Annotated in this window: 32 protein-coding genes and 2 tRNA genes; 14 read left to right on the forward strand and 20 right to left on the reverse strand. The window is 58.3% G+C overall.

The genetic code is table 11. The annotated features are described in order from the left end of the window. The first annotated feature begins 84 nt into the window (after positions 1–84). Entirely contained in the window at positions 85–930 is an 846-nt protein-coding gene (locus GbCGDNIH8_RS05300) for an alpha/beta fold hydrolase (protein WP_072573666.1), read from the forward strand. Positions 931–1091: 161 nt separating this feature from the next. Beyond that, positions 1092–1415 (forward strand): 2Fe-2S iron-sulfur cluster-binding protein, encoded by a 324-nt coding sequence (locus GbCGDNIH8_RS05305; protein ID WP_072572368.1) that lies wholly within the window; start codon positions 1092–1094, stop codon positions 1413–1415. A gap of 16 nt (positions 1416–1431) precedes the next feature. On the opposite strand, the gene GbCGDNIH8_RS05310 is transcribed toward GbCGDNIH8_RS05305, so the two are convergent. The 10 genes from GbCGDNIH8_RS05310 to glyA all read right to left on the reverse strand — a co-directional run bounded on the left by GbCGDNIH8_RS05310 (position 1432) and on the right by glyA (position 9652). Further along, positions 1432–1761 carry a DMT family transporter gene (locus tag GbCGDNIH8_RS05310; RefSeq protein ID WP_072572369.1) on the reverse strand — a complete coding sequence of 110 codons (330 nt, stop codon included), beginning with the start codon at positions 1759–1761 and terminating at the stop codon, positions 1432–1434. Between the two features lies 1 nt (position 1762). Next, entirely contained in the window at positions 1763–2782 is a 1020-nt protein-coding gene (gene hemB / locus GbCGDNIH8_RS05315) for a porphobilinogen synthase (RefSeq protein WP_072573667.1), read from the reverse strand. Between the two features lie 38 nt (positions 2783–2820). Beyond that, positions 2821–3816, reverse strand: a complete 996-nt coding sequence (gene thiL / locus GbCGDNIH8_RS05320; protein ID WP_172822904.1) for a thiamine-phosphate kinase — start codon at positions 3814–3816, stop codon at positions 2821–2823. Positions 3817–3819: 3 nt separating this feature from the next. After that, entirely contained in the window at positions 3820–4311 is a 492-nt protein-coding gene (nusB, locus tag GbCGDNIH8_RS05325) for a transcription antitermination factor NusB (protein ID WP_072572371.1), read from the reverse strand. Next, positions 4308–4814 (reverse strand): 6,7-dimethyl-8-ribityllumazine synthase, encoded by a 507-nt coding sequence (gene ribH, locus GbCGDNIH8_RS05330; protein WP_072572372.1) that lies wholly within the window; start codon positions 4812–4814, stop codon positions 4308–4310. Before ribH ends, nusB begins: the two co-directional genes overlap by 4 nt. Beyond that, a complete protein-coding gene (ribB, locus tag GbCGDNIH8_RS05335; protein WP_072572373.1) occupies positions 4811–5971 on the reverse strand; it encodes a 3,4-dihydroxy-2-butanone-4-phosphate synthase in 1161 nt (386 codons plus the stop codon). Before ribB ends, ribH begins: the two co-directional genes overlap by 4 nt. 15 nt (positions 5972–5986) lie before the next feature. Continuing rightward, positions 5987–6610: a riboflavin synthase gene (locus GbCGDNIH8_RS05340; protein WP_072572374.1), complete on the reverse strand. Its 624-nt coding sequence runs from the start codon at positions 6608–6610 to the stop codon at positions 5987–5989. Further along, positions 6592–7722 (reverse strand): bifunctional diaminohydroxyphosphoribosylaminopyrimidine deaminase/5-amino-6-(5-phosphoribosylamino)uracil reductase RibD, encoded by a 1131-nt coding sequence (gene ribD, locus GbCGDNIH8_RS05345; protein WP_072572375.1) that lies wholly within the window; start codon positions 7720–7722, stop codon positions 6592–6594. The genes GbCGDNIH8_RS05340 and ribD overlap by 19 nt, the downstream gene beginning before the upstream one ends. Continuing rightward, positions 7709–8182, reverse strand: coding sequence for a transcriptional regulator NrdR (gene nrdR, locus GbCGDNIH8_RS05350; RefSeq protein WP_072572376.1), 474 nt, complete (start codon positions 8180–8182; stop codon positions 7709–7711). The genes ribD and nrdR overlap by 14 nt, the downstream gene beginning before the upstream one ends. Positions 8183–8356: 174 nt before the next feature. Further along, positions 8357–9652 (reverse strand): serine hydroxymethyltransferase, encoded by a 1296-nt coding sequence (gene glyA / locus GbCGDNIH8_RS05355; protein ID WP_095206425.1) that lies wholly within the window; start codon positions 9650–9652, stop codon positions 8357–8359. Positions 9653–9869: 217 nt separating this feature from the next. Between glyA and GbCGDNIH8_RS05360 the strand changes: the two genes are divergently transcribed. Then, entirely contained in the window at positions 9870–11369 is a 1500-nt protein-coding gene (locus GbCGDNIH8_RS05360; protein ID WP_081368856.1) for an amino acid permease, read from the forward strand. Between the two features lie 76 nt (positions 11370–11445). Here GbCGDNIH8_RS05360 and GbCGDNIH8_RS05365 read toward each other — a convergent pair whose 3' ends face one another. Continuing rightward, positions 11446–11955, reverse strand: coding sequence for an outer membrane protein assembly factor BamE (locus GbCGDNIH8_RS05365; protein WP_072572378.1), 510 nt, complete (start codon positions 11953–11955; stop codon positions 11446–11448). Between the two features lie 242 nt (positions 11956–12197). Between GbCGDNIH8_RS05365 and GbCGDNIH8_RS05370 the strand changes: the two genes are divergently transcribed. The 7 genes from GbCGDNIH8_RS05370 (at position 12198) to GbCGDNIH8_RS05400 (ending at position 16710) form a co-directional block, all read left to right on the forward strand. Next, positions 12198–12740 (forward strand): DUF177 domain-containing protein, encoded by a 543-nt coding sequence (locus GbCGDNIH8_RS05370; protein WP_072572379.1) that lies wholly within the window; start codon positions 12198–12200, stop codon positions 12738–12740. A 263-nt stretch (positions 12741–13003) separates the two neighbouring features. Continuing rightward, entirely contained in the window at positions 13004–13216 is a 213-nt protein-coding gene (rpmF, locus tag GbCGDNIH8_RS05375; protein WP_011631719.1) for a 50S ribosomal protein L32, read from the forward strand. A 70-nt stretch (positions 13217–13286) separates the two neighbouring features. Continuing rightward, positions 13287–14393: a phosphate acyltransferase PlsX gene (gene plsX, locus GbCGDNIH8_RS05380; RefSeq protein ID WP_072572380.1), complete on the forward strand. Its 1107-nt coding sequence runs from the start codon at positions 13287–13289 to the stop codon at positions 14391–14393. A 37-nt stretch (positions 14394–14430) separates the two neighbouring features. Beyond that, a complete protein-coding gene (locus tag GbCGDNIH8_RS05385) occupies positions 14431–15399 on the forward strand; it encodes a beta-ketoacyl-ACP synthase III (protein ID WP_072572381.1) in 969 nt (322 codons plus the stop codon). Positions 15400–15518: 119 nt separating this feature from the next. Next, positions 15519–15842 carry an integration host factor subunit alpha gene (locus GbCGDNIH8_RS05390; RefSeq protein WP_011631722.1) on the forward strand — a complete coding sequence of 108 codons (324 nt, stop codon included), beginning with the start codon at positions 15519–15521 and terminating at the stop codon, positions 15840–15842. After that, positions 15839–16495: a MerR family transcriptional regulator gene (locus GbCGDNIH8_RS12605; RefSeq protein WP_081368857.1), complete on the forward strand. Its 657-nt coding sequence runs from the start codon at positions 15839–15841 to the stop codon at positions 16493–16495. The genes GbCGDNIH8_RS05390 and GbCGDNIH8_RS12605 overlap by 4 nt, the downstream gene beginning before the upstream one ends. 141 nt (positions 16496–16636) lie before the next feature. Then, positions 16637–16710 (forward strand) — tRNA-Pro (locus tag GbCGDNIH8_RS05400). 52 nt (positions 16711–16762) lie between these two features. Here GbCGDNIH8_RS05400 and GbCGDNIH8_RS05405 read toward each other — a convergent pair. Further along, entirely contained in the window at positions 16763–17248 is a 486-nt protein-coding gene (locus GbCGDNIH8_RS05405; protein ID WP_072572382.1) for a hypothetical protein, read from the reverse strand. Positions 17249–17320: 72 nt separating this feature from the next. Between GbCGDNIH8_RS05405 and cutA the strand changes: the two genes are divergently transcribed. Beyond that, entirely contained in the window at positions 17321–17650 is a 330-nt protein-coding gene (cutA, locus tag GbCGDNIH8_RS05410) for a divalent-cation tolerance protein CutA (RefSeq protein ID WP_072572383.1), read from the forward strand. Between the two features lie 11 nt (positions 17651–17661). Here cutA and GbCGDNIH8_RS05415 read toward each other — a convergent pair whose 3' ends face one another. Continuing rightward, entirely contained in the window at positions 17662–18792 is a 1131-nt protein-coding gene (locus GbCGDNIH8_RS05415; protein ID WP_072572384.1) for a bifunctional 2-C-methyl-D-erythritol 4-phosphate cytidylyltransferase/2-C-methyl-D-erythritol 2,4-cyclodiphosphate synthase, read from the reverse strand. A gap of 249 nt (positions 18793–19041) precedes the next feature. On the opposite strand from GbCGDNIH8_RS05415, the gene GbCGDNIH8_RS05420 reads away from it, so the two are divergent. Continuing rightward, positions 19042–19458: a response regulator gene (locus tag GbCGDNIH8_RS05420; RefSeq protein ID WP_157692552.1), complete on the forward strand. Its 417-nt coding sequence runs from the start codon at positions 19042–19044 to the stop codon at positions 19456–19458. 44 nt (positions 19459–19502) lie between these two features. On the opposite strand, the gene GbCGDNIH8_RS05425 is transcribed toward GbCGDNIH8_RS05420, so the two are convergent. Continuing rightward, entirely contained in the window at positions 19503–19757 is a 255-nt protein-coding gene (locus GbCGDNIH8_RS05425; RefSeq protein ID WP_072572385.1) for a CsbD family protein, read from the reverse strand. Between the two features lie 254 nt (positions 19758–20011). Between GbCGDNIH8_RS05425 and adh the strand changes: the two genes are divergently transcribed. Further along, positions 20012–21532, forward strand: a complete 1521-nt coding sequence (adh, locus tag GbCGDNIH8_RS05430; protein ID WP_072572386.1) for an aldehyde dehydrogenase — start codon at positions 20012–20014, stop codon at positions 21530–21532. A 71-nt stretch (positions 21533–21603) separates the two neighbouring features. Beyond that, entirely contained in the window at positions 21604–21990 is a 387-nt protein-coding gene (locus GbCGDNIH8_RS05435; protein WP_072572387.1) for a DUF779 domain-containing protein, read from the forward strand. 61 nt (positions 21991–22051) lie between these two features. Here GbCGDNIH8_RS05435 and GbCGDNIH8_RS05440 read toward each other — a convergent pair whose 3' ends face one another. The 6 genes from GbCGDNIH8_RS05440 to GbCGDNIH8_RS05465 form a co-directional block, all read right to left on the reverse strand. Beyond that, the gene (locus GbCGDNIH8_RS05440; RefSeq protein WP_172822905.1) at positions 22052–22900 is read right to left on the reverse strand and encodes a ferredoxin--NADP reductase; all 849 of its coding nucleotides are present in this window, start codon (positions 22898–22900) and stop codon (positions 22052–22054) included. Between the two features lie 219 nt (positions 22901–23119). Beyond that, entirely contained in the window at positions 23120–23446 is a 327-nt protein-coding gene (locus GbCGDNIH8_RS05445) for a hypothetical protein (RefSeq protein ID WP_367593394.1), read from the reverse strand. A 41-nt stretch (positions 23447–23487) separates the two neighbouring features. Then, positions 23488–23859: a hypothetical protein gene (locus tag GbCGDNIH8_RS05450; protein ID WP_072612676.1), complete on the reverse strand. Its 372-nt coding sequence runs from the start codon at positions 23857–23859 to the stop codon at positions 23488–23490. Positions 23860–23945: 86 nt separating this feature from the next. Then, a tRNA-Phe gene (locus GbCGDNIH8_RS05455) sits at positions 23946–24021 on the reverse strand. Positions 24022–24097: 76 nt separating this feature from the next. Next, entirely contained in the window at positions 24098–24277 is a 180-nt protein-coding gene (locus GbCGDNIH8_RS05460) for a DNA gyrase inhibitor YacG (protein ID WP_072572390.1), read from the reverse strand. Between the two features lie 66 nt (positions 24278–24343). Next, positions 24344–25489 carry a ribonuclease E/G gene (locus GbCGDNIH8_RS05465; RefSeq protein ID WP_072572391.1) on the reverse strand — a complete coding sequence of 382 codons (1146 nt, stop codon included), beginning with the start codon at positions 25487–25489 and terminating at the stop codon, positions 24344–24346. Position 25490: the final 1 nt, after the last annotated feature.

Genomic DNA, 25490 nt, shown 5'->3' on the forward strand with positions numbered 1-25490 from the left:
CGTTCCGCGCAAGGATGGACCGCGCATCGTCTTATGGGCAAGCAATCCCTTTCGGATAAGGATTCCGTACTGCGTGATTCCTTCATGAACCAGCCGCAAACACGGTTTGTCCGCTATCTGCTGAAAGGTGCCTTTTACCGGCTATCCTATCGTGCGTGGGGGAAGCCCGATCTGCCACCTCTGATATGTGTGCATGCGCTGACCCGGAATGCGCATGATTTCGATGTGCTTGCCCGCACCATGTCAGATCGTTTCCATGTCATCTGCCCTGATCTGCCGGGGCGTGGCGCCTCGGACTGGTTGCCGGATGCCTCGTTGTATGAGCCTCAGAATTATGTGACTGCGCTTGCGCATCTGCTGGGTGTGATAGAACAGCCGGTCTCGTTTCTGGGGACTTCTCTGGGCGGTTTATGCGGGATGCTGCTGGCCAGTTCGCTGGGTCATCCGATTGAAAAACTGGTGCTGAACGATATCGGGCCCCTTATTCCGGGACGCTCTTTGTCGCGCATCCGGGATTACATGCTGCGCGCACGTCCGGAATTCCCGGATATGTGCGGTCTGGAGGCCTATTTACGACAGGTACATGCAGGCTTTGGTCCTCTGACCGATCGCCAGTGGGAACGTCTGGCCCGTCACAGTGCCCGGGCTTTGGCGGATGGCCGTGTCGCCCTGCATTATGATCCGGGCATCGCTCGGCCAATGCGCTCCATGCTGGCGATCGACACGAATCTCTGGCAGGTCTGGGAGAAGATCAGGGTGCCAGTCATGGTGGTGCGGGGAGAAAGCAGCGATGTGCTGCTGCCGGATACTGTCGAGCGTATGGTGCGCGGCGGTGCCACCAGTCTGGAGGTGCCAGGATGTGGTCATGCACCCGCCCTGATGGACCGGCCCAGTATTCAGGCGATCAGGCGGTTTTTGCTGGGATCCTGATTAGGAGAGAAAACCCTCCTGCCTGCGCTTCCGCAGTGCGGTGATCTGCTTTAGAGGGCATCCGTGAATGACACTTGATTTGTGACGTCAGGAGCCAGTGTTTCCGCGTTCATCACGGAATAAGAAAGGCCGGACCCTGCGGATACGGGAGAGAGAACGCAATGCCTGTCGCTATTTTCGTCAATGCTGCCGGGACTCGTCGGGAGGTGGACGTCCCGAATGGTGTCAATCTGGTTGAGGCGGCGATTGATAAGGGCGTGCAGGAACTGGCAGCGATTTGCGGGGGGTATCTGCAATGTGCGACCTGTCATGTGTTCGTGGAAGACCCTTTTCTGGATCGCCTGCCGCCGCGTTCGGTGGATGAGGATTCCATGCTTGACAGCACAGCTGAGCCACGGCGGGAGAACAGCAGGCTGGCCTGTCAGATCGTGATGAATGACAGTCTGTCAGGCATTGTCGTGCATATGCCTGACCGGCAGATGTGATCAGCCGGCTACGTCTTTAATGACCTGAGCCGGACAGCAGATTGATGGTCAGCACCCCGGCAATAATCAGCCCGATTCCGGCCAACGCGGCGGCATCAAGCTTCTGGCCCAGAAACACCACGCCGATCAGGGCGATGGCTGCCGTGCCGATGCCGGACCAGACCGCATAGGCGGTTCCTACCGGCATCGTGCGCAGGGCCTGCGCCAGCATGAAGAAGGCGGCGCCGTAAGCGAGGGCGATCACTGCAATCCAGCCGGGTTTGCTGAAGCCTTCGGATTGTTTCAGCCCGACTGTGCCAATCACTTCTGACAGAATAGCCAGAAGGAGCCATGCGCCTGCCGGCATGTCAGCCTTCCTTCAGCCGTCTGGCAGCTTCAGGAGCGAAATAGGTCAGAATGCCGTCCGCTCCGGCACGGCGGAAGGAAAGCAGGCTTTCCAGCACCACTTTTTCCCGGTCGAGCCAGCCATTCTGGATCGCGGCCATGATCATCGCGTATTCGCCCGAGACCTGATAGGCGAAGGTCGGCATGCCGAACCGGTCCTTGATCCGCCGGATGATGTCCAGATAGGGCATGCCCGGTTTCACCATCACCATATCGGCGCCTTCCTGAATATCCAGTGCGACTTCGCGGAGTGCCTCATCGCTATTGGCCGGATTCATCTGGTAGGTTTTTTTATCTCCCCGCAATGCGCCGCCTGAGCCGACCGCATCGCGGAAGGGACCATAAAAGGCGCTGGCATATTTGGCGGCATAGCTCATCAGCCGCGTATGAATAAAACCTTCTTCATCCAGCGCCTGTCGGATTGTGCCGATGCGCCCGTCCATCATGTCGGAAGGGGCCAGAATGTCGATCCCGGCCTGTGCCTGGTTCAGCGCCTGCTGCACCAGCGCCTGAACGCTGTCGTCATTATCGACATACAGGATCTCGCCGGGCAGGGTTTTCTGTGCCCTCAGCACGCCATCCTGACCGTGGTCTGTATAGGGGTCGAGCGCCACATCGCCGATCAGCCCAAGCTGGGGAAAATGCTGCTTCAGCAGGCGTGTGGCCTGACAGATCAAATTATCGGGATTGGCGGATTCCGTACCCTCCGCATTCTTCAATCCCGGTGGAGTGGCGGGAAACAGGGCAATGGCCGGGATGCCCAGCTCTGCGGTGGGCCCAACATGATCCACCAGCCGGTCGAGAGAAACCCGCTGCACGCCGGGCATGGAGGTGATTTCAGTGATGGCGTTGTTGCCATCCTGAATGAAGATCGGCCAGATCAGATCATTGACGCTCAGCGTGTGCTCGGCCACCAGACGCCTGGTCCAGTCATCAACCCGGTTGCGTCGCAGTCTTGTGGTCGGAAAAGAACCGAAGGTCACGCTAGCCTCCAATGACAGGGCAGACCGGGATAACAGAACTAGAAATGCTGCCATCCTTTCTGTTCGAATGGCATGACGCTTCCATCAGATGCAAGAACATGCACGCCGGGTTTTTGACCGGAGCGGGTACGGAACCGTCCAATCTTCTGTACCGGAATACCGAGAGACTCTGCGCGTTGCCGAAGCGGAACCGTGCAGGAAGGTGAAACGGCCATAACGAGTTCATAATCATCCCCGCCAGAGAGGCAAAGCGGCAGATAGGCCGGCATATGCTGACGCGCCGCATCGGAAAGGGGAATGGTTTCGGCCCCGATCAGCGCATCAAGACCCGATGCCGTGCAGAGATGGCCAAGATCCTGCAATAACCCGTCCGAAATATCGGCGGCGGCCTGCACCAGACTCTGGTTGATCAACCCCAGCCTGGGGCTTGGCAGGTGATAACGCCCGGCCAGAAATTTATCCGGGTCAGCCAGCCCCTCTGTCAGTGCCAGCAGCCCGAGTGCGCCATCGCCGATAGTACCGGTGACCCATATCTCATCATCCGGGCAGGCCCCCTGACGCCTGACTGCCTTACCCGGTTCAACCGTACCGATCACGGTCAGGGACAGACAGGCGGAGCCCTTGATGGAAGTGGTGTCCCCGCCCAGTAATGTAATTCCAAACCTTGCCTGATCTTCGGCTAACCCGGCGGTAAACGATGCGAACCATGGGGCCGGATCGATATCGTGCTGCAGCGCCAGCGTCATCAGATAGTGCAGCGGCGTTGCTCCCATCGCTGCCAGATCAGACAGATTGACGCGCAACAGCTTGCGGGCGAGCAGGGCAGGGTCGGTTCCCGGCAGATAATGCACCCCCTCCACCATCGCATCGGCAGCAAGCACAAGGGAGAGGCCGGGGGGTGGTTGCAGCAGCGCTGCATCATCAGTGAGGTTCAGCCCCCCCGCTGTAGCAAGCGGTGCCAGATAACGGGCGATCATGCCAAATTCGCCGTTATCCGGAGTGGTGCCGCAGAAGGATGGGGGAGGGGCTGTCACCGTTCAGCCTTGCTGATGCTCTCCGGCAAACTCCTCCGGGCGCAACTGGCGGGCCAGTGCGTTGAGGATGCCGTTGACCATCCGCGGCTCCTCCCCCTGAAAAAAGCCGTGGGCGATGTCCAGATATTCGTTGATGACAACACGCGGCGGCGGACCGTCTTTCATCCGTAATTCGCAGACACCGGCGCGCAGCAGGGCACGCAGTACCGGATCGAGCCGCGCCAGCGGCCAATCGTCAGGCAGGGCGGTGATCAGAAGCGGATCGATCACATCCTGTTCTTTGGTGACCGCACGGACAATGCGTGAAAACAGTGGTACCTCGGCATCCGGAATACGGCCATCCTCGAAACCATCCTGCCCCGGCAGCACGCCCAGGCGGAAACGAACAAACTGCTCGATCACGGTTTCAAGGCTTTCCTGAGCCTGTTCGCCCTGAAACAGGGCCTGAACAGCTGCAACGCGAGAGGCCGTGCGCGGGCGGGTCCGTCGGTTCATAAAGACTTCTCCACGCGACGGCGCAGGGAAATCTGCTTCAGGACCGCAACGGCGGCTTCGGCACCCTTGTTATGGCTGTGCATGGCGCTGTCAGAGGGAGGTGCGGAACGGTCCAGAGCCTGCTGCATGGTCGAGACAGTAAGCAGACCATTGCCCAGCGCCAGAACCTCATCCAGGGCCACGCGCATCAGTCCGGCCATCGCTTCACGGCAGATATGGTCGTAATGGTCCGTATCGCCTTTCACTACGCAGCCGAGCGAAATATAGCCATCGTAGCGGTTATTGGCGGAACGCTGAACGATCGCGACTGCCTGCGGCAGTTCATAGGCTCCGGCCACATCGGCGATTTCGTAGGTGGCTCCCGCTTCGGTAAGAATACGTGCCGCGCCTGCGGTCAGCCCATCCACGACATTGGTATAGTAAGGCGCACGTACGATCAGTACATGCGGAGGTGCTCCGTCGATGACGGGTGCGGTGGGAAAAGGGGCGTCCTGGGTGCTCATCCGCCGTGATGATCCTTCAGATGGCGCTGTTCGACGATATTCAAACCATATCCTTCCAGCGCGACGATGTTCAGATGGGTATTGGATAGCAGAATCATGTCCCTGACACCCAGATCACTCAGAATCTGCGCGCCGATTCCGTAGCTGCGCAGGGAAGCGGTGGGACGTCCGGAGGAGGCAAGTCCGGCGACACGGGCCGACAAACCTGTGGAGCTGGTGTTTCGCAACAGAACAACCGCGCCCTCGCCGATATCAGTGATCATCTGCATGGCGCTGTGCAGGGAGGAGCTATGCGGTCCGCCCAGCACATCATCCACCAGATCGACCGCATGCATGCGCACAGGGAACGGGCGACCAGGCTCCGGCGAGCCTTTGACCAGCACCAGATGTTCCTCATACTCCACTGTATTGGCATAGACGATGATCCGCCACGTGCCGCCAATTTCATGATGGAGCGTATTTTCCGACACCTGCCGCACGAGTTTTTCGGTGTGGTGGCGATAGGAAATGAGATCGGCGATCGTACCGAGTTTCAGATTATGATGCTGTGAGAAGGAGACCAGATCCGGCAACCGGGCCATGGTGCCGTCATCGTTCATGATTTCGCAGATGACGCCAGACGGGTAGAGACCGGCCAGCCGGGCGATATCCACTGCGGCTTCGGTATGGCCCGCCCGCATCAGCGTGCCGCCTTCGCGGGCCATCAGCGGAAACACATGGCCCGGAGTCACGATATCGTCCCGGGTCGTTTCCGGGTTGATCGCCGTGGCCACGGTATGGGCGCGGTCATGGGCGGAGATACCGGTGCTGACGCCATCCCTTGCCTCGATAGAGACGGTGAAGGCCGTCTGATGCCGTGTGCCATTGGACTGGCTCATCAGTGGCAGACCGAGCTGTTCCACACGGCGTCTGGTCAAGGCGAGGCAGATCAGGCCGCGTGCGTAACGCGCCATGAAATTGATGGCGTCGGGTGTTGCGAACTGGGCCGGAATGACCAGATCGCCTTCATTTTCCCGGTCTTCGTCATCCACCAGGATGAACATCCGGCCTGCGCGGGCCTCTTCGATGATTTCGCTGGCCGGACTGATATAGTCAGTCAGGCTGGCACGGGCGATGGAGGCGGTGGCCACTTGGCTGGCCTGCTGTATGTCGGTCATGAGGCGGCTTTCAGTTCATCTTCCTTCCGTCCCGAGGTCATGGGTAACGCTCAGGCGGGCAACATAGCGTGCAAGCATGTCGATTTCGATATTCACGCGGCTTCCTGCCACCAGGGTTCCGATGGTCGTGACGGAGCATGTATGAGGAATGACATTGACGCCGAAGACTTCATTCTCAACCTCGTTCACGGTGAGGGAAACCCCGTCGACCGCAATGCTGCCTTTCTGCGCGATATAGCGCGCAAGATGGGATGGGGCACGGAAGCGCATTCTGGTGGAGCCGTGTTCCGGCAGAACGAAGACGACCTCCGCTACCCCGTCCACATGGCCGGAGACGATATGGCCGCCCAGTTCATCCCCGACTTTCAGGGCGCGTTCGAGGTTGATCATGCTGTTCTGCCGCCAGCTTCCCAGCGTTGTTTTGGAGAGCGTTTCTGCCGATACATCGGCTACGAATGTGGTATCACCGGCAAACTCAACCACCGTCAGGCAGCAGCCGGAACAGGCAATGGAGGCACCGGTCACTGCCCCCGTCAGAAATCCTTCCGGCGTGGTGATGGTCAGCCGCATATCGGAGCCGCCTTCCAGCGGGCTGATCGTGGCAACTGAGCCGAGACCGGTTACAATGCCGGTGAACATGTCTCTTCTCTCCTCAATTCTGTCACGATATCTGTGCCGACGGCCCGGGTCGATACGGTGTGGAAACGCGGCATGAGCGAAAGGGTGGAAAGTCCGAGCGCTCCGGTCGCGGGGTATCCGTCTGCGCCCATGATGGCAGGGGCATGATACCAGACGATATCGTCCACATGCTCCCCGCGTAGCAATGCCGCAGCGATTTCTCCCCCTCCTTCTACCAGAATCCATGTCAGCCCGGCTTCCCCCAATTGCTCCAGCGCGGTGCGTATGATCAGCCGTCCTGTTTCAGGTGCAACAGGGACCGGCAGAATTCTCGCCCCCGATTGTTCCAGCGCGGCACGCCGAGCCGGATCGGCGTCATCGGCACAGAGAATCCACACTGGTCCCGCTCCATCGTGCAGCATGCGGGCATTCAGGGGCATCCGCAGCCGGGAATCGGCAACCAGCCGCAGCAGCGGAGTCTGCCGACCCCCGGTGAGACGGCAGGTCAGGCTGGGATCATCAGCCAGAACCGTTCCAATACCGGTCAGGATCGCATCATGGCGGGCCCGTACAGCCTGAACGTGATGCCGGGCCTGTGGTCCGGTGATCCATTGACTTTCTCCACTGGCGGTGGCGATGCGTCCATCCAGTGTAGACGCGAGTTTCAGTGTGACGCGGGGACGCCCATAACGCACACGATGCAGAAACCCTGCCGTCACCCGCGCGGCTTCTTCTTCCAGAACGCCAGTGCGTACTTCAATCCCGGCTTCACGCAACCGGGTGATGCCGCCACCATCCACGCGCGGATCAGGATCACGCAGTGCTACGACGACTCGCGCTATTCCGGCCTTCATCAGCGCATCGGAGCAGGGGGGCGTGCGTCCGTGATGGCAACAGGGTTCAAGAGTGACATAGGCAGTGGCCCCCTGCGCCAGAGTTCCGGCCTGAGCCAGCGCCTGCGGCTCAGCATGGGGTCTGCCACCATGCGCGGTGACGCCCCGACCGACCACCCGGCCATTATGCAGGATGACGCACCCTACGGATGGGTTTGGCCAGGTTTCCCCTCTGTGTCGTGCTGCCAATGCCAACGCGGCACGCATCGGCGGCAGATCGGGATCGTCAGGATGGCTCATCGGATTGTTTTGACTCGGCCTCTCCGCCAAGGAAAGTCTGGAAATCGCCTGCATCACTGAAATTCCGGTACACGCTGGCGAAGCGGACATAGGCCACGTCATCTACCTCCTTCAGCGTTTGCATCACCAGCTCGCCGATCAGTTTGCTGGGGATTTCGGTTTCTCCGCTGCTTTCAAGCTGCCGGACAATTCCGGTGATCATTTTCTCGATCCGCTCGGAATCGATGGGGCGCTTACGCAGGGCGATCTGCACCGAACGGGTCAGCTTGTCCCGGTCGAAGGCCACGCGTCGCTGATCCGTCTTGACCACGATCAGTTCACGCAACTGCACCCGCTCTACGGTGGTAAAGCGCTGCATGCAGGCTGCACAGGACCGCCTGCGCCGTATCGCGGTGCCGTCATCGGTGGGCCGGCTGTCCTTGACCTGGGTATCCTCGTGTCCACAGAACGGGCAGCGCATGGGATGCGATATTCCTTAAAAAAAACGCCGCCCCATTCCACCGGCTGCAGGAGAATCGGCCCGCAGGATCAGGGAACAGGACGGCGTATAATCTATCGCAGCCTGCCGTATCGATCACCTGCCTCCGTCATGACGGAGGCAGATGGCAGGGAAGCGGGGTCTCGAAGCAGGCTCTCAGTGATTGCGATAGAGCGGGAAGCGCTTGCAGAGTGCCTTGACCTCGGCGCCGACTTCCTGCTCGACGGCTTCGTTGGAGCCGTTTTCGCCAGCCTTGGACAGGCCTTCCACCACGCGGTCGATCATCAGGCCGATCTCACGGAATTCAGCCTCGCCAAAGCCGCGGGACGTGCCGGCCGGCGTGCCAAGACGAATACCGGAGGTCACGGCCGGCTTCTGCGGATCGAACGGAATGGCGTTCTTGTTGGTGGTGATATGGGCGCGGCCGAGGCTCTCATCGGTGGCCTTGCCAGTCACGTTCTTCGGACGCAGATCAACCAGCATCAGATGCGTATCGGTGCCGCCGGACACGATGGCCAGACCGCGCTCCACCAGCGTGGAGGCCAGAACCTTCGCATTGTTGGCAACGGACTGCTGATAGGTCTTGAAATCCGGCTTCAGGGCTTCACCGAAGGCAACGGCCTTGGCAGCGATGACATGCATCAGCGGGCCACCCTGCAGACCGGGGAACACGGCGGTGTTGAACTTCTTGCCGAGTTCAAGGTCATTGGTGAGGATCATGCCGCCACGCGGGCCGCGCAGGGTCTTATGGGTGGTGGTGGTGACCACATGCGCATGCGGCAGCGGGGACGGGTAGATGCCGGCTGCCACCAGACCGGCGAAATGCGCCATGTCGACCATGAAATACGCGCCGACTTCATCAGCGACCTTACGGATGCGGGGGAAGTCGATGAAACGCGGATAGGCGGAACCACCGGCGATGATGATCTTCGGCTTGTGCTCACGGGCGAGGGCTTCCAGCTCCTCATAATCCAGCAGGCCGTCTTCCTTGCGGACGCCGTACTGAACTGCGTTGAACCACTTGCCGCTGACAGTGGGGGCCGCACCATGGGTCAGATGGCCGCCAGCGGCGAGGCTCATGCCCAGAATGGTGTCGCCCGGCTTGGCCAGTGCGAAGAACACTGCGCCATTGGCCTGTGCGCCGGAATGCGGCTGCACATTGGCAAATTCGCAGCCGAACAGCTGTTTGGCGCGATCAATAGCGAGCTGCTCGGCAATGTCGACCGCCGCGCAACCACCGTAGTAGCGCTTGCCGGGATAACCCTCGGCATATTTATTGGTCAGGACGGAACCCTGAGCTTCCAGAACCGCCGCAGAAACGATGTTCTCGCTGGCGATCAGTTCGATACCGTCTTCCTGACGGTGGAATTCCTTTTCAAGGGCCGCGAACAGGTCGGGATCAGTATCGGCGAGACGTGCGCCGAAAAAGGCATCAAGGGTGGATGCGGACATTGTATTCATCCTTGGACGGTCATGGAAGCAACTTGATTGCGTCAGCTAACACAATCGGGACGTGTTTGGAAACACCGACTATTCTTGTGCACGATAGGCGCTGTCGATCACAGGAAGAAGATGATAAAAATTCCCTGGACAGGCTGCTCAGACATTCCCGACATGGAAAGGCGGTTCCGCATCCATACGGCTTATTTTGCTGAGGAGTCCTCTATATATGTCCTCTCCTGATGCTTCAATGACGGGCAGGCCTGCTCATAGCCTGTTTTCACGCAAGCCGATTACCGGAATTGATGAGCATAATAGTGAGCTGAAGCGCGCCCTGAATGCCTGGCACATGATTGCATTGGGAATCGGTGTCATCATCGGCGCAGGGCTGTTTTCACTGACCGGGCTTGCAGCGGGTGATTATGCCGGCCCGGCAGTGGTGATCAGTTTCATCATCGCTGCCATCGGATGCGGGCTGGCTGGATGCTGTTACTCCGAACTGGCCAGCATGATCCCGGTGGCAGGAAGTGCCTACACATATGCTTATGCCACACTGGGTGAACTGGTCGGGTGGATTATCGGCTGGGATCTGGTGCTGGAATATGCTGTGGGCGCCGCCACCGTTGCTTCCAGCTGGACCAGCTATTTCAAGGTGTTGCTTGCCCAGTTCGGGCTTGCCCTGCCACCACGCCTGACCGCATCGCCCTTCAGCATCGTGGAACTGGCGGATCATTCCCATGTGCATGGGCTGATCAACCTTCCTGCTTTCATCGTTGTCGCGGCAGTGTCAGTGGTACTGATGCGCGGCGTGACCGGGTCGGCAAGGTTTAATGCCGTCATCGTCATGCTGAAACTCGCCATCGTCGTACTGGTGATCGTACTGGGTGCAGCCTACGTGAATACCGCGAATTACGTGCCTTTCATCCCGGAGAATACGGGGGAGTTCGGCCATTTCGGGTTGTCCGGTGTGATGCGGGGCGCGGCGGTGATCTTCTTCTCCTATGTCGGCTTTGATGCCGTTTCAACCGCGGCGCAGGAGGCTTATAATCCCCAGCGTGACGTGCCGCTGGGCATTCTCGGTTCTTTGGTGATCTGTGCGATTCTCTATGTCGGCTTCGGCCTGGTGTTGACGGGTATCGTTAATTATCAGGAACTCGGCGGCATGGTGGACAAAATGGCCCCTATTTCAACCGCCATTTCCAGAACGCCTTATGACTGGCTGAAATCCGCCATCTATATCGGCATTCTCTGCGGCTACACGACGGTGGTGCTGGTTCTGCTGATGGGACAGAGCCGGGTTTTCTATTCCATGGCATCGGACGGATTGTTGCCTGCTATTTTCGCCCGCGTTCATCCGCAATGGCGTACACCATGGCTCACCAATCTGCTGTTCATGGTTTTCGCGGGTTTGATGGCTGCTTTTGTGCCCGGTTCGTGGCTGGGAGAGGCGACCTCCATCGGCACGCTGCTGGCGTTCATTCTGGTCTGCATCGGCGTGATGGTATTGCGCAGGACTGATCCGGACCGTCCACGTCGGTTCAGGACCCCTTTTGTCCCGCTTGTGCCGTTGGTCGGAATCCTGTTCTGCAGCGCGATGATGCTGTCGCTGGATATCTGGACATGGGTTCGTCTGATCGTATGGCTGATCATCGGACTGGCAGTGTTTTTCGGCTACAGCCGGAAAAGGAGCTTGCTGGCGCGTCAGGCGGCCATGAATGAGATGGGCTGATGTAAAAAGGGAAAGGCCGGTGAAAACCGGCCTTTCTGATGTTGGAATAGTCTACAGAAAAAGCAGAGCGGAATAATCAGCGATCGCCGCCGAACCGTCCGCCCGGCGCATTGCCGGCACCGCCGCCCATGCCGCCTGCATTGAAACGACCGACATTGCCAAACAATTGCTGCATCCAGGATGCCTCGCTGCCCGGGGAAGGGGTGGCACGCCGCACCACACTGACAGGCGCCGCATCATCCTTGCCGTAGAGCTTGATGTTCTTCAGCACACCGTTCTGATCGAACGAAATTGTGACCACGTTCTGCTGAAGAATATCATTGGTCCCGGCAATCTGCATTTCAGTGGTCTGGGTAATGTAGACCCACTGATTATTATCGAACGTGGCTTTTGTCGTCGGAGAGCCGAGCAGAGAGGCGACATCCGCCTGGGTCGAGGTTCCGGGAGTCAGCTCCTTCAGCAGGTCGACATCAACCTTATTACCGCGAACGACCCTGTCCGGGGCGAAGAAGCTGCATCCGCCCAACAGCGTGGCGGACAGCGTCAGCGCGGCAAGAGCGCGGGATATGGTGGCTGTGCGGCGCAAGACGTATCCTCAATCGGAATCGGCGTTCAGCAGGGTCTACAGACACATGATGGCCTGCCCCTTCGGGGTGTCATGCTTGGCCGTTTCTGTCAATCACACTGTTGCGCCAGCGATCCTGCCAATGAGACGCCCCCGGCATTCAGCCCGTGTGGAAAGGGCTATGAAAAAATAGCGGCAGGGCCTGCTTTGTCGCCAGCTTCCGGTTATTCTGACAGGGCTTTAGCTTAGGAAGACGAATCGTGATGCAGCCCGAATTTTCCAGACTGATCCAGCCTGATACCATTCCTGCGGGTGGCAGGACGGTCGATATCAAGGCGAGTGCCGAGGAATGCGCGGCTGTTGCCAGCCGACTGGGGCTGGAGGCGGTGGCCGGGTTCTCCTGCGCCTTCGTTCTGGAACCGCAGCGCGGCGGCGTGATTCGTGCCCATGGCCGGATGGAGGCTGCTGTTACCCAGATATGCGTGGTCAGCCTTGAGGCTTTCAGGGCCAAGATCAAAGAGAATTTTACCCTGCGCCTGACGCCGGAGCACAAGCTTAATCCTGATTTCGATATCGAGGAGGAGGAAGACGAGGTTCCTTACACGGGGGATCAGATCGATCTCGGTGAAGTGGCGGTGGAGCAGCTGGCCCTCACCCTCGACCCTTACCCGCGCAAGCCAGGCGTCACGTTTGAATCAGGAGAAGATGAAGAAGCGGAAGATGAATCCGCAGAGCAGGCGGACTCATCCCGGGAGAATCCTTTTTTGCGTCTCGCTGCGCTGAAAAAGCCGGTCAATGATCTTTAAAGGGGCCGATAAGTATGGATTCTGTGCATTCGCGTATTTGATCCCTTCACATATTTGAATCGAACGGCGATCTCCGCTACAGAGCGCTTCATACAGTGTCTATGACCGGTCATGGCAGCCCGGTTCCGGACGCTGAGTGTTTTTCTTGCGGTGTCCGCCGGTCTCTGCTAGACGCCGCGCCTCACGACTTTGCCGAACTCTCAAGGGGTTTCGCCGCCAATGGGGCGGTCACACCCCGTTTGATAATAAGAAGGGCCTGTTCCATGGCTGTTCCGAAGAAGAAAACCTCGCCCTCACGGCGTGGCATGCGTCGCAGCCATCAGGCGCTGACGGGTGAAGCATACACCGAATGCTCAAATTGTGGTGAGCTGAAGCGCCCCCATCATGTCTGCGGCCATTGCGGCCATTATGATGGCCGTGAAGTTGCCGCCGCCGGAAATTCCGGCCGTGGCCTGAAGGGCGTGGTGCGGGTCTGATCAGACCCGCCTGCATCCGGCCATTCGGATATCCGGTTACAGTCAGTCAGGCAGTATAAGGGCATCAGACGTGGCCTCCAAAACGGCGGCAGACCATTTCAATCGTGATTCTTTCGTTCTCGCAATTGATGCGATGGGGGGGGATCAGGCACCAGAGATCGTGGTCGAAGGCATGGCCATCGCCGCCGAGCGCCACCCGGATGCGCGCTTTCTGCTGGTCGGGGATGAAACCCTGCTGACCCCTCTGCTGGCACGCTGGCCGAGGGCCGCCTCCGTTTGTACGGTTCGGCATGCGCCCGGAAAGGTAACGGGCGAAATGAAGGCGGCAGCCGCGTTGCGGCTCCGCGACTCGTCCATGCGGATCGCGATCGACGCGGTGGCACATGGCGAAGCATCCGGTGTCGTCTCTGCGGGCAATTCGGGCGCCCTGCTGGCACTGGCCAAAATCATTCTCAAGACTTTGCCCGGAATTGATCGTCCGGCGCTGGCGGCTATCATGCCATCGGCGCGGGGGGATATTCTGATGCTCGATCTCGGCGCGAATGTGCTGTGTGATCCTCGTAATCTGGTCGAATTCGCGATTATGGGTGATGTCTTTGCGCGCAGTGTGCTGGGCCTGACGGCGCCGCGTATCGGACTTCTCAATGTGGGATCCGAGGAGCAGAAAGGCGATGACCGCATTCGGACTGCCGCCGAGATGTTGCGCACGAGCCATCTGGCGCAGCAATTCCATGGCTTTGTCGAAGGGCATGATATTGCAGCCGGGACGACCGACGTCGTGGTAGCGGACGGATTTTCCGGCAATATCGCGCTTAAGACCGCTGAAGGCACAGCAAAGATGCTGGGTGGCCTTCTGAAGCAGATATTTACCAGTACAATTCTGGCGCGTCTGGGCTATCTGCTGGCCCGCGGCGGGTTGGAGCGTTTGCGGGAATGGCTCGATCCGCGGCGTTATAATGGTGCGGTTCTCGTCGGCCTGAATGGTGTCGTGGTCAAATCGCATGGCGGCACCGACGCGCAGGGGTTTGCACATGCGGTCGATGTGGGCATGGATATGGTATCCAATCGTTCCAGTGATCGCATCCGTGAAGGAATCGCGAAACTGGTCGAGCTTTCCGGAGCAGCTCATCCTGTCCGGGATAAGGATGGAACAGCTCAACTGGCTGAAGCCCGCTAGATTTTGCGGGTAGGAAACGGAAAAGAGAAACGCGACGATGAAGCGTTCCATAATCGCCGGCGTCGGCGCGTATTTGCCCAGCACTGTGGTCAGCAACGATGAACTGGCAAAGCGTGTGGACACGTCTGATGCCTGGATCCGCGAGCGGACCGGAATAGAGCAGCGTTATCTGGCAACGGCCGATGAAAGCTGTGCCTTTATGGCGGCCCGTGCCGCTGAGCTTGCCCTTGCCCATGCCGGAATGACGGCGGATGACGTAGACGCGATTCTGGTGGCAACCAGCACCCCTGATCAGGTCTTTCCGGCTGTTGCTGTACGGGTGCAGGCTTTGCTGGGGGCTAAAAAAGGATTTGGTTTCGACCTTTCCGCCGCATGCAGCGGCTTCGTGTATGGCCTTTCCATGGGAGATGCGCTGATCCGCAGTGGTCAGGCCAAAGGCGTGCTGGTGATCGGGGCGGAGGTTTTTTCCCGTCTGCTGGATTGGGATGACCGGCGTACCAATGTGCTGTTCGGGGATGGGGCGGGGGCGGTTTTTCTGCGCGCATCCACGGATAGTGATGATCCGGCACGAGGCATTTTGTCGACACATCTCCATTCGGAAGGAGAATTAGGCGATATCCTGTTCATTGACGGGGCTAATGGTGTTGCCGGTCATCCCGGTACCATTGTCATGAATGGCAGGGAAGTTTTCCGCCATGCTGTCGGTAAAATGGCGCAGGCGGTTGAGGAAGCAATGGCTGCCAATGGTCTGACCCCGGCCGATATTGATTGGCTGGTGCCGCATCAGGCCAATTTGCGCATCATTGAGGCGATGGGCAAAAAGCTGGATCTGCCCCCGGAAAAGGTGATTGTGACTGTCAACCGGCATGCCAACACATCGGCAGCCTCTATTCCGCTGGCATTGAATGAGGCGGTCCAGGATGGGCGTATCCAGCCCGGCTCTGTCGTGCTGATGGAAGCGCTGGGTGGTGGCCTTACCTGGGGTTCCGCGATTCTGCGCATGTAATCATAATGCCTGTGCCATCTGCTTATCTGTTGCTGAGATGCAACAGGTAAGTGGTCATGCAAGTGTTTGATCCTCCGAGATTTGTTGACTGTTTGCATCGACCTCCGTAGCGTGTCTGCATGCATACCGTGACCCGCGCGCATCTGGCTGAGACGATCTATACGCAGGTCGGTTTGTCGAGAAATGACTCGGCACTCCTGCTTGAGACAGTGCTTGAGCGCATGTCATCCGCGCTTGAGGCTGGAGAATCCGTAAAAATCAGTGGGTTCGGGACATTTTCTGTCCGGCAGAAAGGTCGCCGGATCGGTCGTAATCCCAAGACAGGGATTGAAGTACCGATCATGCCGCGCCGTGTTCTGGTCTTCCGGCCCAGTCAGGTTCTGAAAGCACTGGCAAACGGACTGACACCGCCGGCCATTGCTGATACTGGGGATGACGAATGACCACTGCTGTGGACGGCTTCCCGGAGCAGAGGGATAATGAGACAGGGCCGGATTATAATCCGGCGGATGAAGCTTCCAGAGCGTCAAGGCTACGCAAGTCTCCTACTGCTTTTCGTACGATCAGCGAGGTGGCGGATGAGCTTCATATTCCTCAGCATGTGCTGCGTTTCTGGGAAACCAAATTTCCCCAGGTCAAGCCGCTGAAGCGTGGTGGGGGACGCCGTTACTATCGCCCGGATGATATTGCCCTTCTGCGCCGTATCTCTGATTTGCTGTATATTCAAGGCTATACAATCAAAGGTGTGCAACGGTTGCTCAGGGAAGGCGGCGGCCGGCTGTCGGATAATATTCCGCCCCCGCGTGCTGATGAACGCGCGGATGTCGATACTGGGGCCGGGCAGGGGGGATCATCCTCTTCTGTTTCCTCCGGGCGCCCGGTGCAGGTGGAAGCTTCCTCGACTTCTTCTGCCGCGCTTTCTCAGGCGTCCTCTGCATCTGAAGCGGCCATGGAGGCAGAAGTAAAACGCCTCCATGCTGCTCTTCAGCAAACTCATGCCGCGTTGCTCGAAGAACGCAGCAGGGCTGATCATCTCCGTTCATTGCTGGAAGCATTAATCGATGAGCTGGGTGATATTCGTCAGGTTTTACCATAAGCAATAATCTGCACGATTTTTTACTGAGCTGTGTGGTGTCCGGTGAGGACTGAAGTCCTCTGAGCATTCTCCCCATGTATGTTTCTTGGGTTCGCTCTCTTGCGAAAGGGACGTCCCCCTGCTACACGGCACCCACATTGACGGGCAGTAGCGCAGCCTGGTAGCGCATCAGTCTGGGGGACTGGGGGTCGTGGGTTCGAATCCCGCCTGCCCGATATGAAAAAGGCCGGTTCCTTCAGGAACCGGCCTTTTTCATTGGATTATGCCTCAGTCACGATGCCAGCTGACCGGAATGGGGGAAGTGGCAGAGTGATTCCAGACCTCGCGCCCACGATACTCGATGGTGCAGGTGGGCATTGTCAGTGTGGCAAGCAGGCGATTACCCGTGAATTGCCCCTGAAAGACATTGCTGCCGATTGTCTCCTTGAAAAACCCGTTTTCATTGATCAGAGGCGTAAAAACCAGGCCGGACGAATAGGCATAGGTAATGGAATGATCGCCAACGGTGAATATGCCTGCATGCGGTGCCGTGCAGTCTGGTGAGTTACCGGCGATGATACGGGCATGGGCCTTGTAACTGGCATCATGGAGGCTGAGCGGGTAATAAACCGGCTTTCCGGCCCGTAAATCAGGATCGGGGTGGGAACAGGCGGATAGCCCGATCAGAAGGATTGTAATGGCGGCTGGCTTGTTCATGGCAGTCTGTCCTCGGCTGACGGGCAGATAGGCGGCAGTATCCGGCAGCAGAGCCATGATTCTGACCGATCTTGTTGTTTCATTACCTCGGTGGAGGAAAGGCGGCAACGGCATCACGAAGGGAAAGCCATGACAGAAGAAAAGCCGGTTGTGGTTTATGCCACCTGCGCTGATGAGGAAGAGGCGCGCCGTATCGGACGGGCCCTGATTGAGGCTGGTCTGGCCGCCTGCATCAACATGCGGCCCCATACAGCGATTTATCGCTGGAACGACCAGATTGAGGAGGGGGCTGAATTTGGTCTTCTGATCAAGACGACCGCCTCACAGCAGGATGCCACCATGGCTTTGATCAGGCAGATGCACAGCTATGAACTGCCGGGCATTCTCTGTCTGCACGTGGCGGGAGGAGATCCCGCCTATCTGCAATGGATATACGACAATGCAGGTGGCCAGAGGTGAGGGGGGCAGTCTTATGCCGGTATCATGATGATCACGGCTGCCTGGGCGGCGATACCCTCCTCACGACCTGTGAAGCCAAGTTTCTCGCTGGTTGTTGCCTTGACTGAAATCTTGTCGATGGAGACTCCCAGCAGGTCTGCCAGACGGGCGATCATGGCCGGCGCGTGAGGCGTAATTTTCGGCTTTTCGCAGATCAGCGTGAGATCGGCATTGGCCAGAAAACCACCTCGCGCCACAATGCGCTCGGCCGCATGACGCAGGAAGCGGGCGCTGTCCGCATCTTTCCAGCTTGCTTCGGTCGGTGGGAAATGCCGCCCAATATCTCCCTCAGCCAGCGCACCGTAAATAGCATCGCACAGCGCATGAATGCCGACATCAGCATCCGAATGTCCGGCCAGACCCTTATGATGCGGAACGTCAATACCGCACAGAATCAGCTTCCGGCCTGTTTCGAAGGCATGCACATCGTAACCGGTGCCGATGCGCGGGATCATGGAGATGGACATGCTACGCTCCACTCGGGCCAGATCGGCCGGATAGGTGACTTTGATATTGTCTTCTGCGCCGGGGATCAGAGCCACGGAATGCCCAGCCTGATCCAGCAGGGCGGCGTCGTCGGTTGCACCCCCGGGATGCTCCCGGTGCAGTGCCAGCAGAACGGAAAATTTGAACGCCTGCGGTGTCTGGGCGCGATACAGACCCTCGCGGGGGACGGTTGAGTCGATAATATTGCCTGCCGCACGCTTTAACGTATCGGCGACTGGGACGGCAGGAATGGCGCCGTCATGGATTTGCAGAGCCTCGATCAGATCATCAATGGTCTGATCAGGAAAATAGGGACGTGCCGCATCGTGGATCAGAACGATATCGGGTGCATGCGGCACCAGGGCTTCCAAACCGGCGCGGACACTGTCCTGCCGTTCTTTTCCGCCATTAACAATCGGTAGATGGTTCAGACCATGCAGGAGGGGCGCGATATCGTCAGAGCGTCCGACTGGTTGCAGCAGATCAACCCTTGCTGACAGCCGCTCGGCTCCATGCCTGATCAGCGGCTTTCCGCCCACCGGCAGGAATTGTTTGGGAATGTCGCTGCCGAAGCGCGAACCATTGCCGCCAGCCACAAGAATCGCTGCAATACGCATCCGCGGGGTGTGTTCCCGTGGAGAGTTTCTGTCAACCAGTGATGCGTATCTCTGACGATCAGTTGGAAAGAGGCTGCATGGATGAAGATGAACAGAGAAGTATTCGCGCTACTGAAATAATGAGTATAAGAATGATATGTCAGCTCTGGCATTACAGAGATGATTGATTTTTGGAAAGATTTATCACGATAGTTTTTGTTGCCTGTGGCCGGAAAATATCTAACATAAAGTATCCTGTCATTGTCTTGCTTGCGGCATTTTGGCCGTTTTGCTGACGTGTTGTATAAGGATTATTTAATTATTTTGAAGTCTGCCACTTCTGTGTTGCTTGTTGATGATGACGGGAGCGTACGTGATGTCATCCTTGCAGGGCTGTTGGGCCGCGGTTTTGTTGTGGCAGCCGCTGAAAGCGGCGAGTCCGCTCTGGAACTGCTCAGAGGACATGGTGGCTTTGATGTGGTGATCAGTGACATCTGTATGCCGGGCATGTCGGGCTTTGAACTGCGCAAGAAGGTCATGGCGCTTTATCCGGACACGTATTTCATTCTGATTTCAGGTTATACCGATGGTGTGCCAGAGCCTGTCCCCATCCTCCGCAAGCCATTCAGGCTTTCACAACTGGAGGACAGGATCAGATCGTGGCAAATGGGGAGTCAGCAGCAATAACGTTCCGGATCAGGCGTTATTCCCCTTAGCCGTAGCGGATACCCTCAGCGGCGGCCCGTTATGACACCCACCAGAAAGCCGATGCCTGCTGCAATCCCGAGTGCTGTCAAAGGGTAATCAGCCGTAAAGCTTTTGACAGTATCGCAGGTTTCAGCCAATGCGCTTTGTGCCTCGCCATATCGCTGCCGGGCCTTGCCGTGGATCTCGGTTTCAGTATCCCCGGTCAGACGGCCGATCCCCTCCTGTACCTTGCCAGCCAGTTCTTCTGCCTTGCCTTCAAATTCTTCAGCGTGAGACATTTGCCTTGTTCTCTCTCTGTCCTGAGGGGCTGGTGCTGTCACCCTGGCCGCCTTCTGCTCTGGCAACGCCGGGCCTGTGGGCAGGTTGCGTGGCAAGACAACATGATGAACCCCGATCATTGCCTGCCTCTATGGGGTGACAGAATGTCTTTCTCGTTGCATGCTGCTCCGCGTCATTGCCGGGCATGGATGTTCGGCGCGGGATAAACGTCACAATACAAACAGAGCACTCTGTGCCAATAGGGGACCGTACCATGGCAGACAGTCCATTGAATGAGGTCGCACATCATATCGCGATCCGGCCGCAATACGAAAATTTCATCGGTGGGCGTTGGGTTGCACCGGTCAAAGGCCAGTATTTCGACAATATTTCCCCCATCAATGGTCAGGTGATCTGCAAGATCGCCCGCTCATCGGCTGAAGATATCGAACTGGCCCTGGACGCCGCCCACAAGGTGCGGGAGCGCTGGGGTCGTACAGCCCCTGCCGAGCGCGCGCGTGTCCTGCTGCGTATTGCCGACCGTATGGAAGAAAAGCTGGAGCGCCTGGCGCTGGCGGAAACCATCGATAATGGCAAGCCGATCCGGGAAACCACAGCCGCTGATATTCCGCTGGCAATTGACCATTTCCGCTACTTTGCAGGCGTGCTGCGGTCTCAGGAAGGCGCGATCAGTGAGATCGACCACGATACCGTCGCCTATCATTTCCATGAGCCGCTGGGTGTGGTCGGGCAGATCATCCCGTGGAACTTCCCGTTGCTGATGGCTTGCTGGAAGCTGGCTCCGGCTCTGGCAGGCGGTAACTGTGTGGTGATGAAGCCTGCCGAGCAGACCCCCATGAGCATCATGGTGCTGATGGAGATCATCGGTGATCTTCTGCCGGAAGGCGTGCTGAACATCGTCAACGGCTTCGGTGTCGAGGCTGGCAAGCCGCTGGCCCAGAACAAGCGTATCGCCAAGATCGCATTCACCGGTGAGACCACCACCGGTCGCCTGATCATGCAGTATGCCTCCGAAAACCTGATCCCGGTGACGCTGGAACTGGGTGGTAAAAGCCCGAACATCTTCTTCGAGGATGTGGCCGCCGAGGATGATGATTTCTTCGACAAGGCGCTCGAAGGCTTTGCCTTGTTCGCGCTCAATCAGGGTGAGGTCTGTACCTGCCCTAGCCGCGCCCTGATTCATGAAAAGATCTATGATCGCTTCATGGACGCTGCGACAAGGCGTGTGCAGGCGATCAAGCAGGGTAACCCGCTCGATTCCAGCACCATGATCGGTGCGCAGGCCTCGAACGATCAGTTGGAGAAAATCCTGTCCTACATCGATATCGGGCAGCAGGAAGGTGCAAAGCTCCGCACTGGCGGTCAGCGCGTGAGGCCGGGTGGCGATCTGGATAACGGTTTCTATGTCGCGCCGACCATTCTGGAAGGCCACAACAAGATGCGCGTGTTCCAGGAAGAAATCTTCGGTCCGGTCGTGGCTGTCACCCGCTTCAAGGATGAAGCGGAGGCGCTTTCCATCGCCAATGACACGCTGTACGGCCTTGGCGCAGGCGTGTGGAGCCGTGATGGCAACCGTGCCTATCGCATGGGTCGTGGCATTCAGGCCGGGCGAGTCTGGACCAACTGCTATCACCTCTATCCGGCGCATGCGGCCTTCGGTGGCTACAAGCAATCCGGCATCGGGCGTGAAACCCACAAGATGATGCTTGATCACTACCAGCAGACCAAGAACCTGCTGGTCAGTTATAGCCCCAAGAAGCTCGGCTTCTTCTGATCCTGTCCGAACAGGCTCCGGGCCGGAGCAGTATCCGGCCCGGATAATCGGAGGGAGGAAAGGCAACGCCAATGGTTGATCGCGTCACGGTCACCCCGGCTGCTGCCGAGGTGATTGATCGCTTGAGAGGCATGCACGGGGATTTGATTTTCCATCAATCCGGTGGCTGTTGTGATGGGAGTGCCCCCATGTGCTACCCGCGCGGCGATTTCAGGGTCGGTCAGCAGGATGTTCTGCTGGGGAATATCCATGGGTGCGATTTTTATATGGGGGCCGCCCAGTTTGATTACTGGCGTCATACCCAGCTGATTATCGATGTGGTGTCTGGACGAGGCTCGGGTTTTTCACTGGAGGCTCCGGAAGGGGTCCGCTTTCTGACCAGAAGCCGGGTCTTTACCGATGATGAATGGCGTATTCTGGAAGCGCAGGGCGATCCGCCGCGCGGAGCTTCCAACTGAGCGCCAGAAACGAAAAAAGCGCCCGGATACATTCCGGGCGCTTTTTTCGCGGAAAGCCGGCTTATTTCTCGGCGAAAGCTTTTTCGTAGACGAACGCACCGGGGGAGGAGTTATTACCCTCATCCAGCCCCGCCTTTTCCAGCAAATCCTTGATATCGGCCAGCATGGCCTCACTGCCGCAGATCATGGCGCGATCATGCTCCGGGTCCAGATGGGGCAGGCCGAGATCCTGATACAGCTTGCCGTTTTCCATCAGTGTGGTCAGGCGGCCCTGATTGCGGAACGGCTCCCGTGTGACGGTGGGATAGTACAGCAGCTTTTCCCGCGCCAGTTCGCCGATGAATTCGTGTTCTTTCAGATCGTTTTCCAGCAGCTGGGCATAGGCGTGCTCGTCGGCGAAGCGGGTGCCGTGGGTGATGATCACCTTCTCGAAACGCTCATAGGTTTCCGGATCACGCACCAGGCTGAGGAACGGCGCCAGACCGGTTCCGGTCGAGAGCAGATACAGGTTGCGTCCGGGGCGCAGATTGTCCAGCAGCAGAGTGCCGGTGGGCTTGCGACCGACCAGAACCTCGTCCCCGACCTGAATATGTTGCAGGCGGGAGGTCAGCGGACCATTCGGCACCTTGATGCTGAGGAATTCCAGATGTTCCTCGTAATTCGCACTGGCGACGCTGTAGGCGCGCAGCAGGGGTTTCGGCTTTTCGTCCTCGGTCATCAGCCCGATCATCACGAACTGGCCGTTCTCGAACCGGAAGCTCATGTCACGGCTGAGGGTGAAGCTGAACAGCCGATCCGTCCAGTGATGCACGCTCAGAACTTTCTGGGCGGCGAGGCTCGCAGGAATCGACGCCGGGTCGATCAGAGCCGGCGGCCGGGCAGCGTCGATCACATCGGTCACAGCGTTCATGGGGCCTCCCTGTTCATATCAGTCTTTCTCTCCCTCCCTGAACAGAGAGAGAGCAGCCAATGGCATCTTTGCACTGGTGACACAGTAAGATGCGAATCGTTCGCAAATACTGTACCGTGCAGGAAAGGACGGCAAGTAGCCATCCCTCTCTATTACGACAAGAGGAATTTGCGCGGAATCTGTTCGTGCAGCCCTGCTATCCACAGAATGGAGGCGTTCTTAAATGAATTCCCCGCGCAGGAAGCCCAATGCAGGCACCGGGCGCCATGCTTTCGGCAGATCAGCACGGCGTATAGGGGCAACGGTATAGCTCGGCAGGGGTTGGCGGCAGGATTGCAGGAAACCGGTATAGGATCGCACCTGCTGCATCCTCCAGTCCCGGTCCTGAAGGGCGGCCTCGCGGCTGGGGAAGATCTCCGCAACCCTTCTGCGTCGCCCGACGGAGGCGATGACAGCCCAGAGCGTATCATCCCGGCTACGCGTAATACTGATGACCTGACTCAAGGGACCCCCTGAATGGTGGCCGACGATAGAGCGGTTCATCATGAAGTCAGTCCATGGCTGGCTTCAAGCATAAAGCCGTGCCGCTATTTTTTATAATAGGCAGCTTGTGGAAATTCCTTGATGTGGAGCGCCCCGGTGGAATCCGCACTGAGATTGATCGTATCAAACGGCGTCTGTTCATCCGGAGTATCAGCGGGATCAGAGTCCAGGGTGATCGACTGCCCTTCAGCATGCCAGTCACCCATATTGGAGCGATGATAGGGGCCATAAGACAAATCCCACTGGAATCGCCCATCCGGATGCAGCATCAGATCAGAGTGTGCCTGGGGAACACCGCGTAACACATAGCGTCCTGCAAAAGCCTCTTCCGTTTTGCCGGCAAGAGCAGTCTGGCTTGCTGAAATCATCAGAAAGACAGTGGCAATCAGGCAGGAGCGCATCTTTATCGTCATCATTGTCCGTCAGCTATCATGGCAGACGAAGCCACGTTGCAGGACGACAAAGTGATGAACAATAAAATGGGGGGCAGGAAGGGGGAAAATGGTGCCCAAGGGCGGAATCGAACCACCGACACTGCGATTTTCAGTCGCATGCTCTACCAACTGAGCTACTTGGGCACGGCCTCTACCGGCGGGGCAGGAGTTAGCGCAGCGCGAAGCCGGGATCAAGATGGGTGACGACAATATGACGCTTTTATTCGTCGTCGGATGGTCCGGGCTGCTCTGCGGGGGGACCGGGAATTCGATAATCTTCCTGTAACCAGCGACCGAGATCCACATCTGCGCAGCGACGGCTGCAAAAAGGCGTATAGCTGCGATCGAAAGTAGAATCGGAGCCGGGTTTGTTGCAGATCGGACAACGGGAGGCACTCATTGCACCATGATCCTCAGAGTCGAGTGGGAAAAGCCGAGTGAACAGCGTATGGGATCAAAAAAACGGTTAGTCCGTTTCCGGACAGATAGCCCGATCCCCTCGCAAAGCGGGATCAGAGATCAGAATCGGCAACAGACCGGTCTCGTGCCGGAACTCCTCCAGCGCGACGCTATCCCTGCTCAATGCCTCATGAACAGCGGGGGAAAGGCGCAGGGTTGGCTGCCTGCCGGGATTTTTGATGCTCCAGCGCCATGCCTGTCGTAAAACGGCCAGAGCTGCCGCGTGCGGGCCTTGCAGCATTTCATGCAAAGGTGGACGGCGACGCTGACGTGAGATTTCCGCGAAACCGAGCGCGGTGAATCCGTGCAGACGGGGGTGAAGCGGGTCTTCGGCCAGCGCTTCCGTCAGAGGGGCGGCAAAACTCTGCCTTTTGCGGGCCTGAACGCCGGCCAGGTCCAGCAGAATGGCACCTGACAGGTTTCGCAACCGTATCTGCCGGGCAATAGAGGGCAGAATCGCGTGATTGATCTGCATCTGGGCACGATTTTTGGAGTCTCGTGCGGCACTCGCTGCACCTGCATCGACATCCAGCGCTACCAGAGCCGCTGTCGGCTCGACATGAAGAATAGCCCCTCCCGGAAGCAGGGCGTGAGGAGTAGCAAGGGCTGCAATATCGGCTTCCAGCCCCTCATCCCGGACGGGTTCTACGGCCATTTGCACACGTTCCCCATAGATCGGACGCAGGGAGGCGAACACAGCCCGGTTATCGACGAGGATCGTGGCATCAGGGCAGGCAGCGGCCAGATCATCCAGCCCGGACGGGCCGCGATGGAGCAGCAGGGGGGAGGCCCCCTCCGGCATGTCCTGCGCCGGGGCCGGTACGGCGGCCAATCTCGGTCCTTTGCCACCTGATGCGGATCGGGTCACACGAACAAAAACAGGTTCCCCAGGCTTGGGCAGAGAGGCATGGCATGCGCTGTCAGGCAGAAACCCTTCCTCACCATCAGGCAGAGCCACGAATGCGCCCGCCATGGCGGAAACCCGAGCTATGACCCGGCCACGATACACATCCCCGAATCCATCGGGCCGACCGGGCCGGTCGATCATGAAATCAAGCAACTGGTCATTCCGGGTCAGGGCAACCTGACGCTCACCGGGCGAGCAGAAGACTCGAAGGAAAAGTGAAAGCGGGGATTTGGATAAGCCGCTCATC

Origin of the sequence: Granulibacter bethesdensis (genome assembly GCF_001889545.1) — a bacterium.
In the GTDB taxonomy this organism is placed as follows: Bacteria; Pseudomonadota; Alphaproteobacteria; order Acetobacterales; family Acetobacteraceae; genus Granulibacter; species Granulibacter bethesdensis_B.

Coding starts and splice junctions, on each gene's coding strand:
- cutA (WP_072572383.1), top strand. CDS start 17,321: ATGACAGAAGAAAAGCCGGTTGTGGTTTATGCCACCTGCGCTGATGAG.
- GbCGDNIH8_RS05465 (WP_072572391.1), bottom strand. CDS start 25,489: ATGAGCGGCTTATCCAAATCCCCGCTTTCACTTTTCCTTCGAGTCTTC.
- GbCGDNIH8_RS05445 (WP_367593394.1), bottom strand. CDS start 23,446: ATGATGAACCGCTCTATCGTCGGCCACCATTCAGGGGGTCCCTTGAGT.
- GbCGDNIH8_RS05440 (WP_172822905.1), bottom strand. CDS start 22,900: ATGAACGCTGTGACCGATGTGATCGACGCTGCCCGGCCGCCGGCTCTG.
- nrdR (WP_072572376.1), bottom strand. CDS start 8,182: ATGCGCTGCCCGTTCTGTGGACACGAGGATACCCAGGTCAAGGACAGC.
- GbCGDNIH8_RS05340 (WP_072572374.1), bottom strand. CDS start 6,610: ATGTTCACCGGCATTGTAACCGGTCTCGGCTCAGTTGCCACGATCAGC.
- ribH (WP_072572372.1), bottom strand. CDS start 4,814: ATGAGCACCCAGGACGCCCCTTTTCCCACCGCACCCGTCATCGACGGA.
- ribD (WP_072572375.1), bottom strand. CDS start 7,722: ATGAGCCATCCTGACGATCCCGATCTGCCGCCGATGCGTGCCGCGTTG.
- GbCGDNIH8_RS05370 (WP_072572379.1), top strand. CDS start 12,198: ATGCAGCCCGAATTTTCCAGACTGATCCAGCCTGATACCATTCCTGCG.
- GbCGDNIH8_RS05305 (WP_072572368.1), top strand. CDS start 1,092: ATGCCTGTCGCTATTTTCGTCAATGCTGCCGGGACTCGTCGGGAGGTG.
- GbCGDNIH8_RS05460 (WP_072572390.1), bottom strand. CDS start 24,277: ATGAGTGCCTCCCGTTGTCCGATCTGCAACAAACCCGGCTCCGATTCT.
- GbCGDNIH8_RS05385 (WP_072572381.1), top strand. CDS start 14,431: ATGAAGCGTTCCATAATCGCCGGCGTCGGCGCGTATTTGCCCAGCACT.
- GbCGDNIH8_RS12605 (WP_081368857.1), top strand. CDS start 15,839: ATGACCACTGCTGTGGACGGCTTCCCGGAGCAGAGGGATAATGAGACA.
- GbCGDNIH8_RS05300 (WP_072573666.1), top strand. CDS start 85: ATGAACCAGCCGCAAACACGGTTTGTCCGCTATCTGCTGAAAGGTGCC.
- adh (WP_072572386.1), top strand. CDS start 20,012: ATGGCAGACAGTCCATTGAATGAGGTCGCACATCATATCGCGATCCGG.
- GbCGDNIH8_RS05435 (WP_072572387.1), top strand. CDS start 21,604: ATGGTTGATCGCGTCACGGTCACCCCGGCTGCTGCCGAGGTGATTGAT.
- rpmF (WP_011631719.1), top strand. CDS start 13,004: ATGGCTGTTCCGAAGAAGAAAACCTCGCCCTCACGGCGTGGCATGCGT.
- GbCGDNIH8_RS05390 (WP_011631722.1), top strand. CDS start 15,519: ATGCATACCGTGACCCGCGCGCATCTGGCTGAGACGATCTATACGCAG.
- ribB (WP_072572373.1), bottom strand. CDS start 5,971: ATGACCGACATACAGCAGGCCAGCCAAGTGGCCACCGCCTCCATCGCC.
- GbCGDNIH8_RS05405 (WP_072572382.1), bottom strand. CDS start 17,248: ATGGCTCTGCTGCCGGATACTGCCGCCTATCTGCCCGTCAGCCGAGGA.
- nusB (WP_072572371.1), bottom strand. CDS start 4,311: ATGAACCGACGGACCCGCCCGCGCACGGCCTCTCGCGTTGCAGCTGTT.
- GbCGDNIH8_RS05360 (WP_081368856.1), top strand. CDS start 9,870: ATGTCCTCTCCTGATGCTTCAATGACGGGCAGGCCTGCTCATAGCCTG.
- glyA (WP_095206425.1), bottom strand. CDS start 9,652: ATGTCCGCATCCACCCTTGATGCCTTTTTCGGCGCACGTCTCGCCGAT.
- GbCGDNIH8_RS05450 (WP_072612676.1), bottom strand. CDS start 23,859: ATGATGACGATAAAGATGCGCTCCTGCCTGATTGCCACTGTCTTTCTG.
- GbCGDNIH8_RS05310 (WP_072572369.1), bottom strand. CDS start 1,761: ATGCCGGCAGGCGCATGGCTCCTTCTGGCTATTCTGTCAGAAGTGATT.
- GbCGDNIH8_RS05415 (WP_072572384.1), bottom strand. CDS start 18,792: ATGCGTATTGCAGCGATTCTTGTGGCTGGCGGCAATGGTTCGCGCTTC.
- GbCGDNIH8_RS05425 (WP_072572385.1), bottom strand. CDS start 19,757: ATGTCTCACGCTGAAGAATTTGAAGGCAAGGCAGAAGAACTGGCTGGC.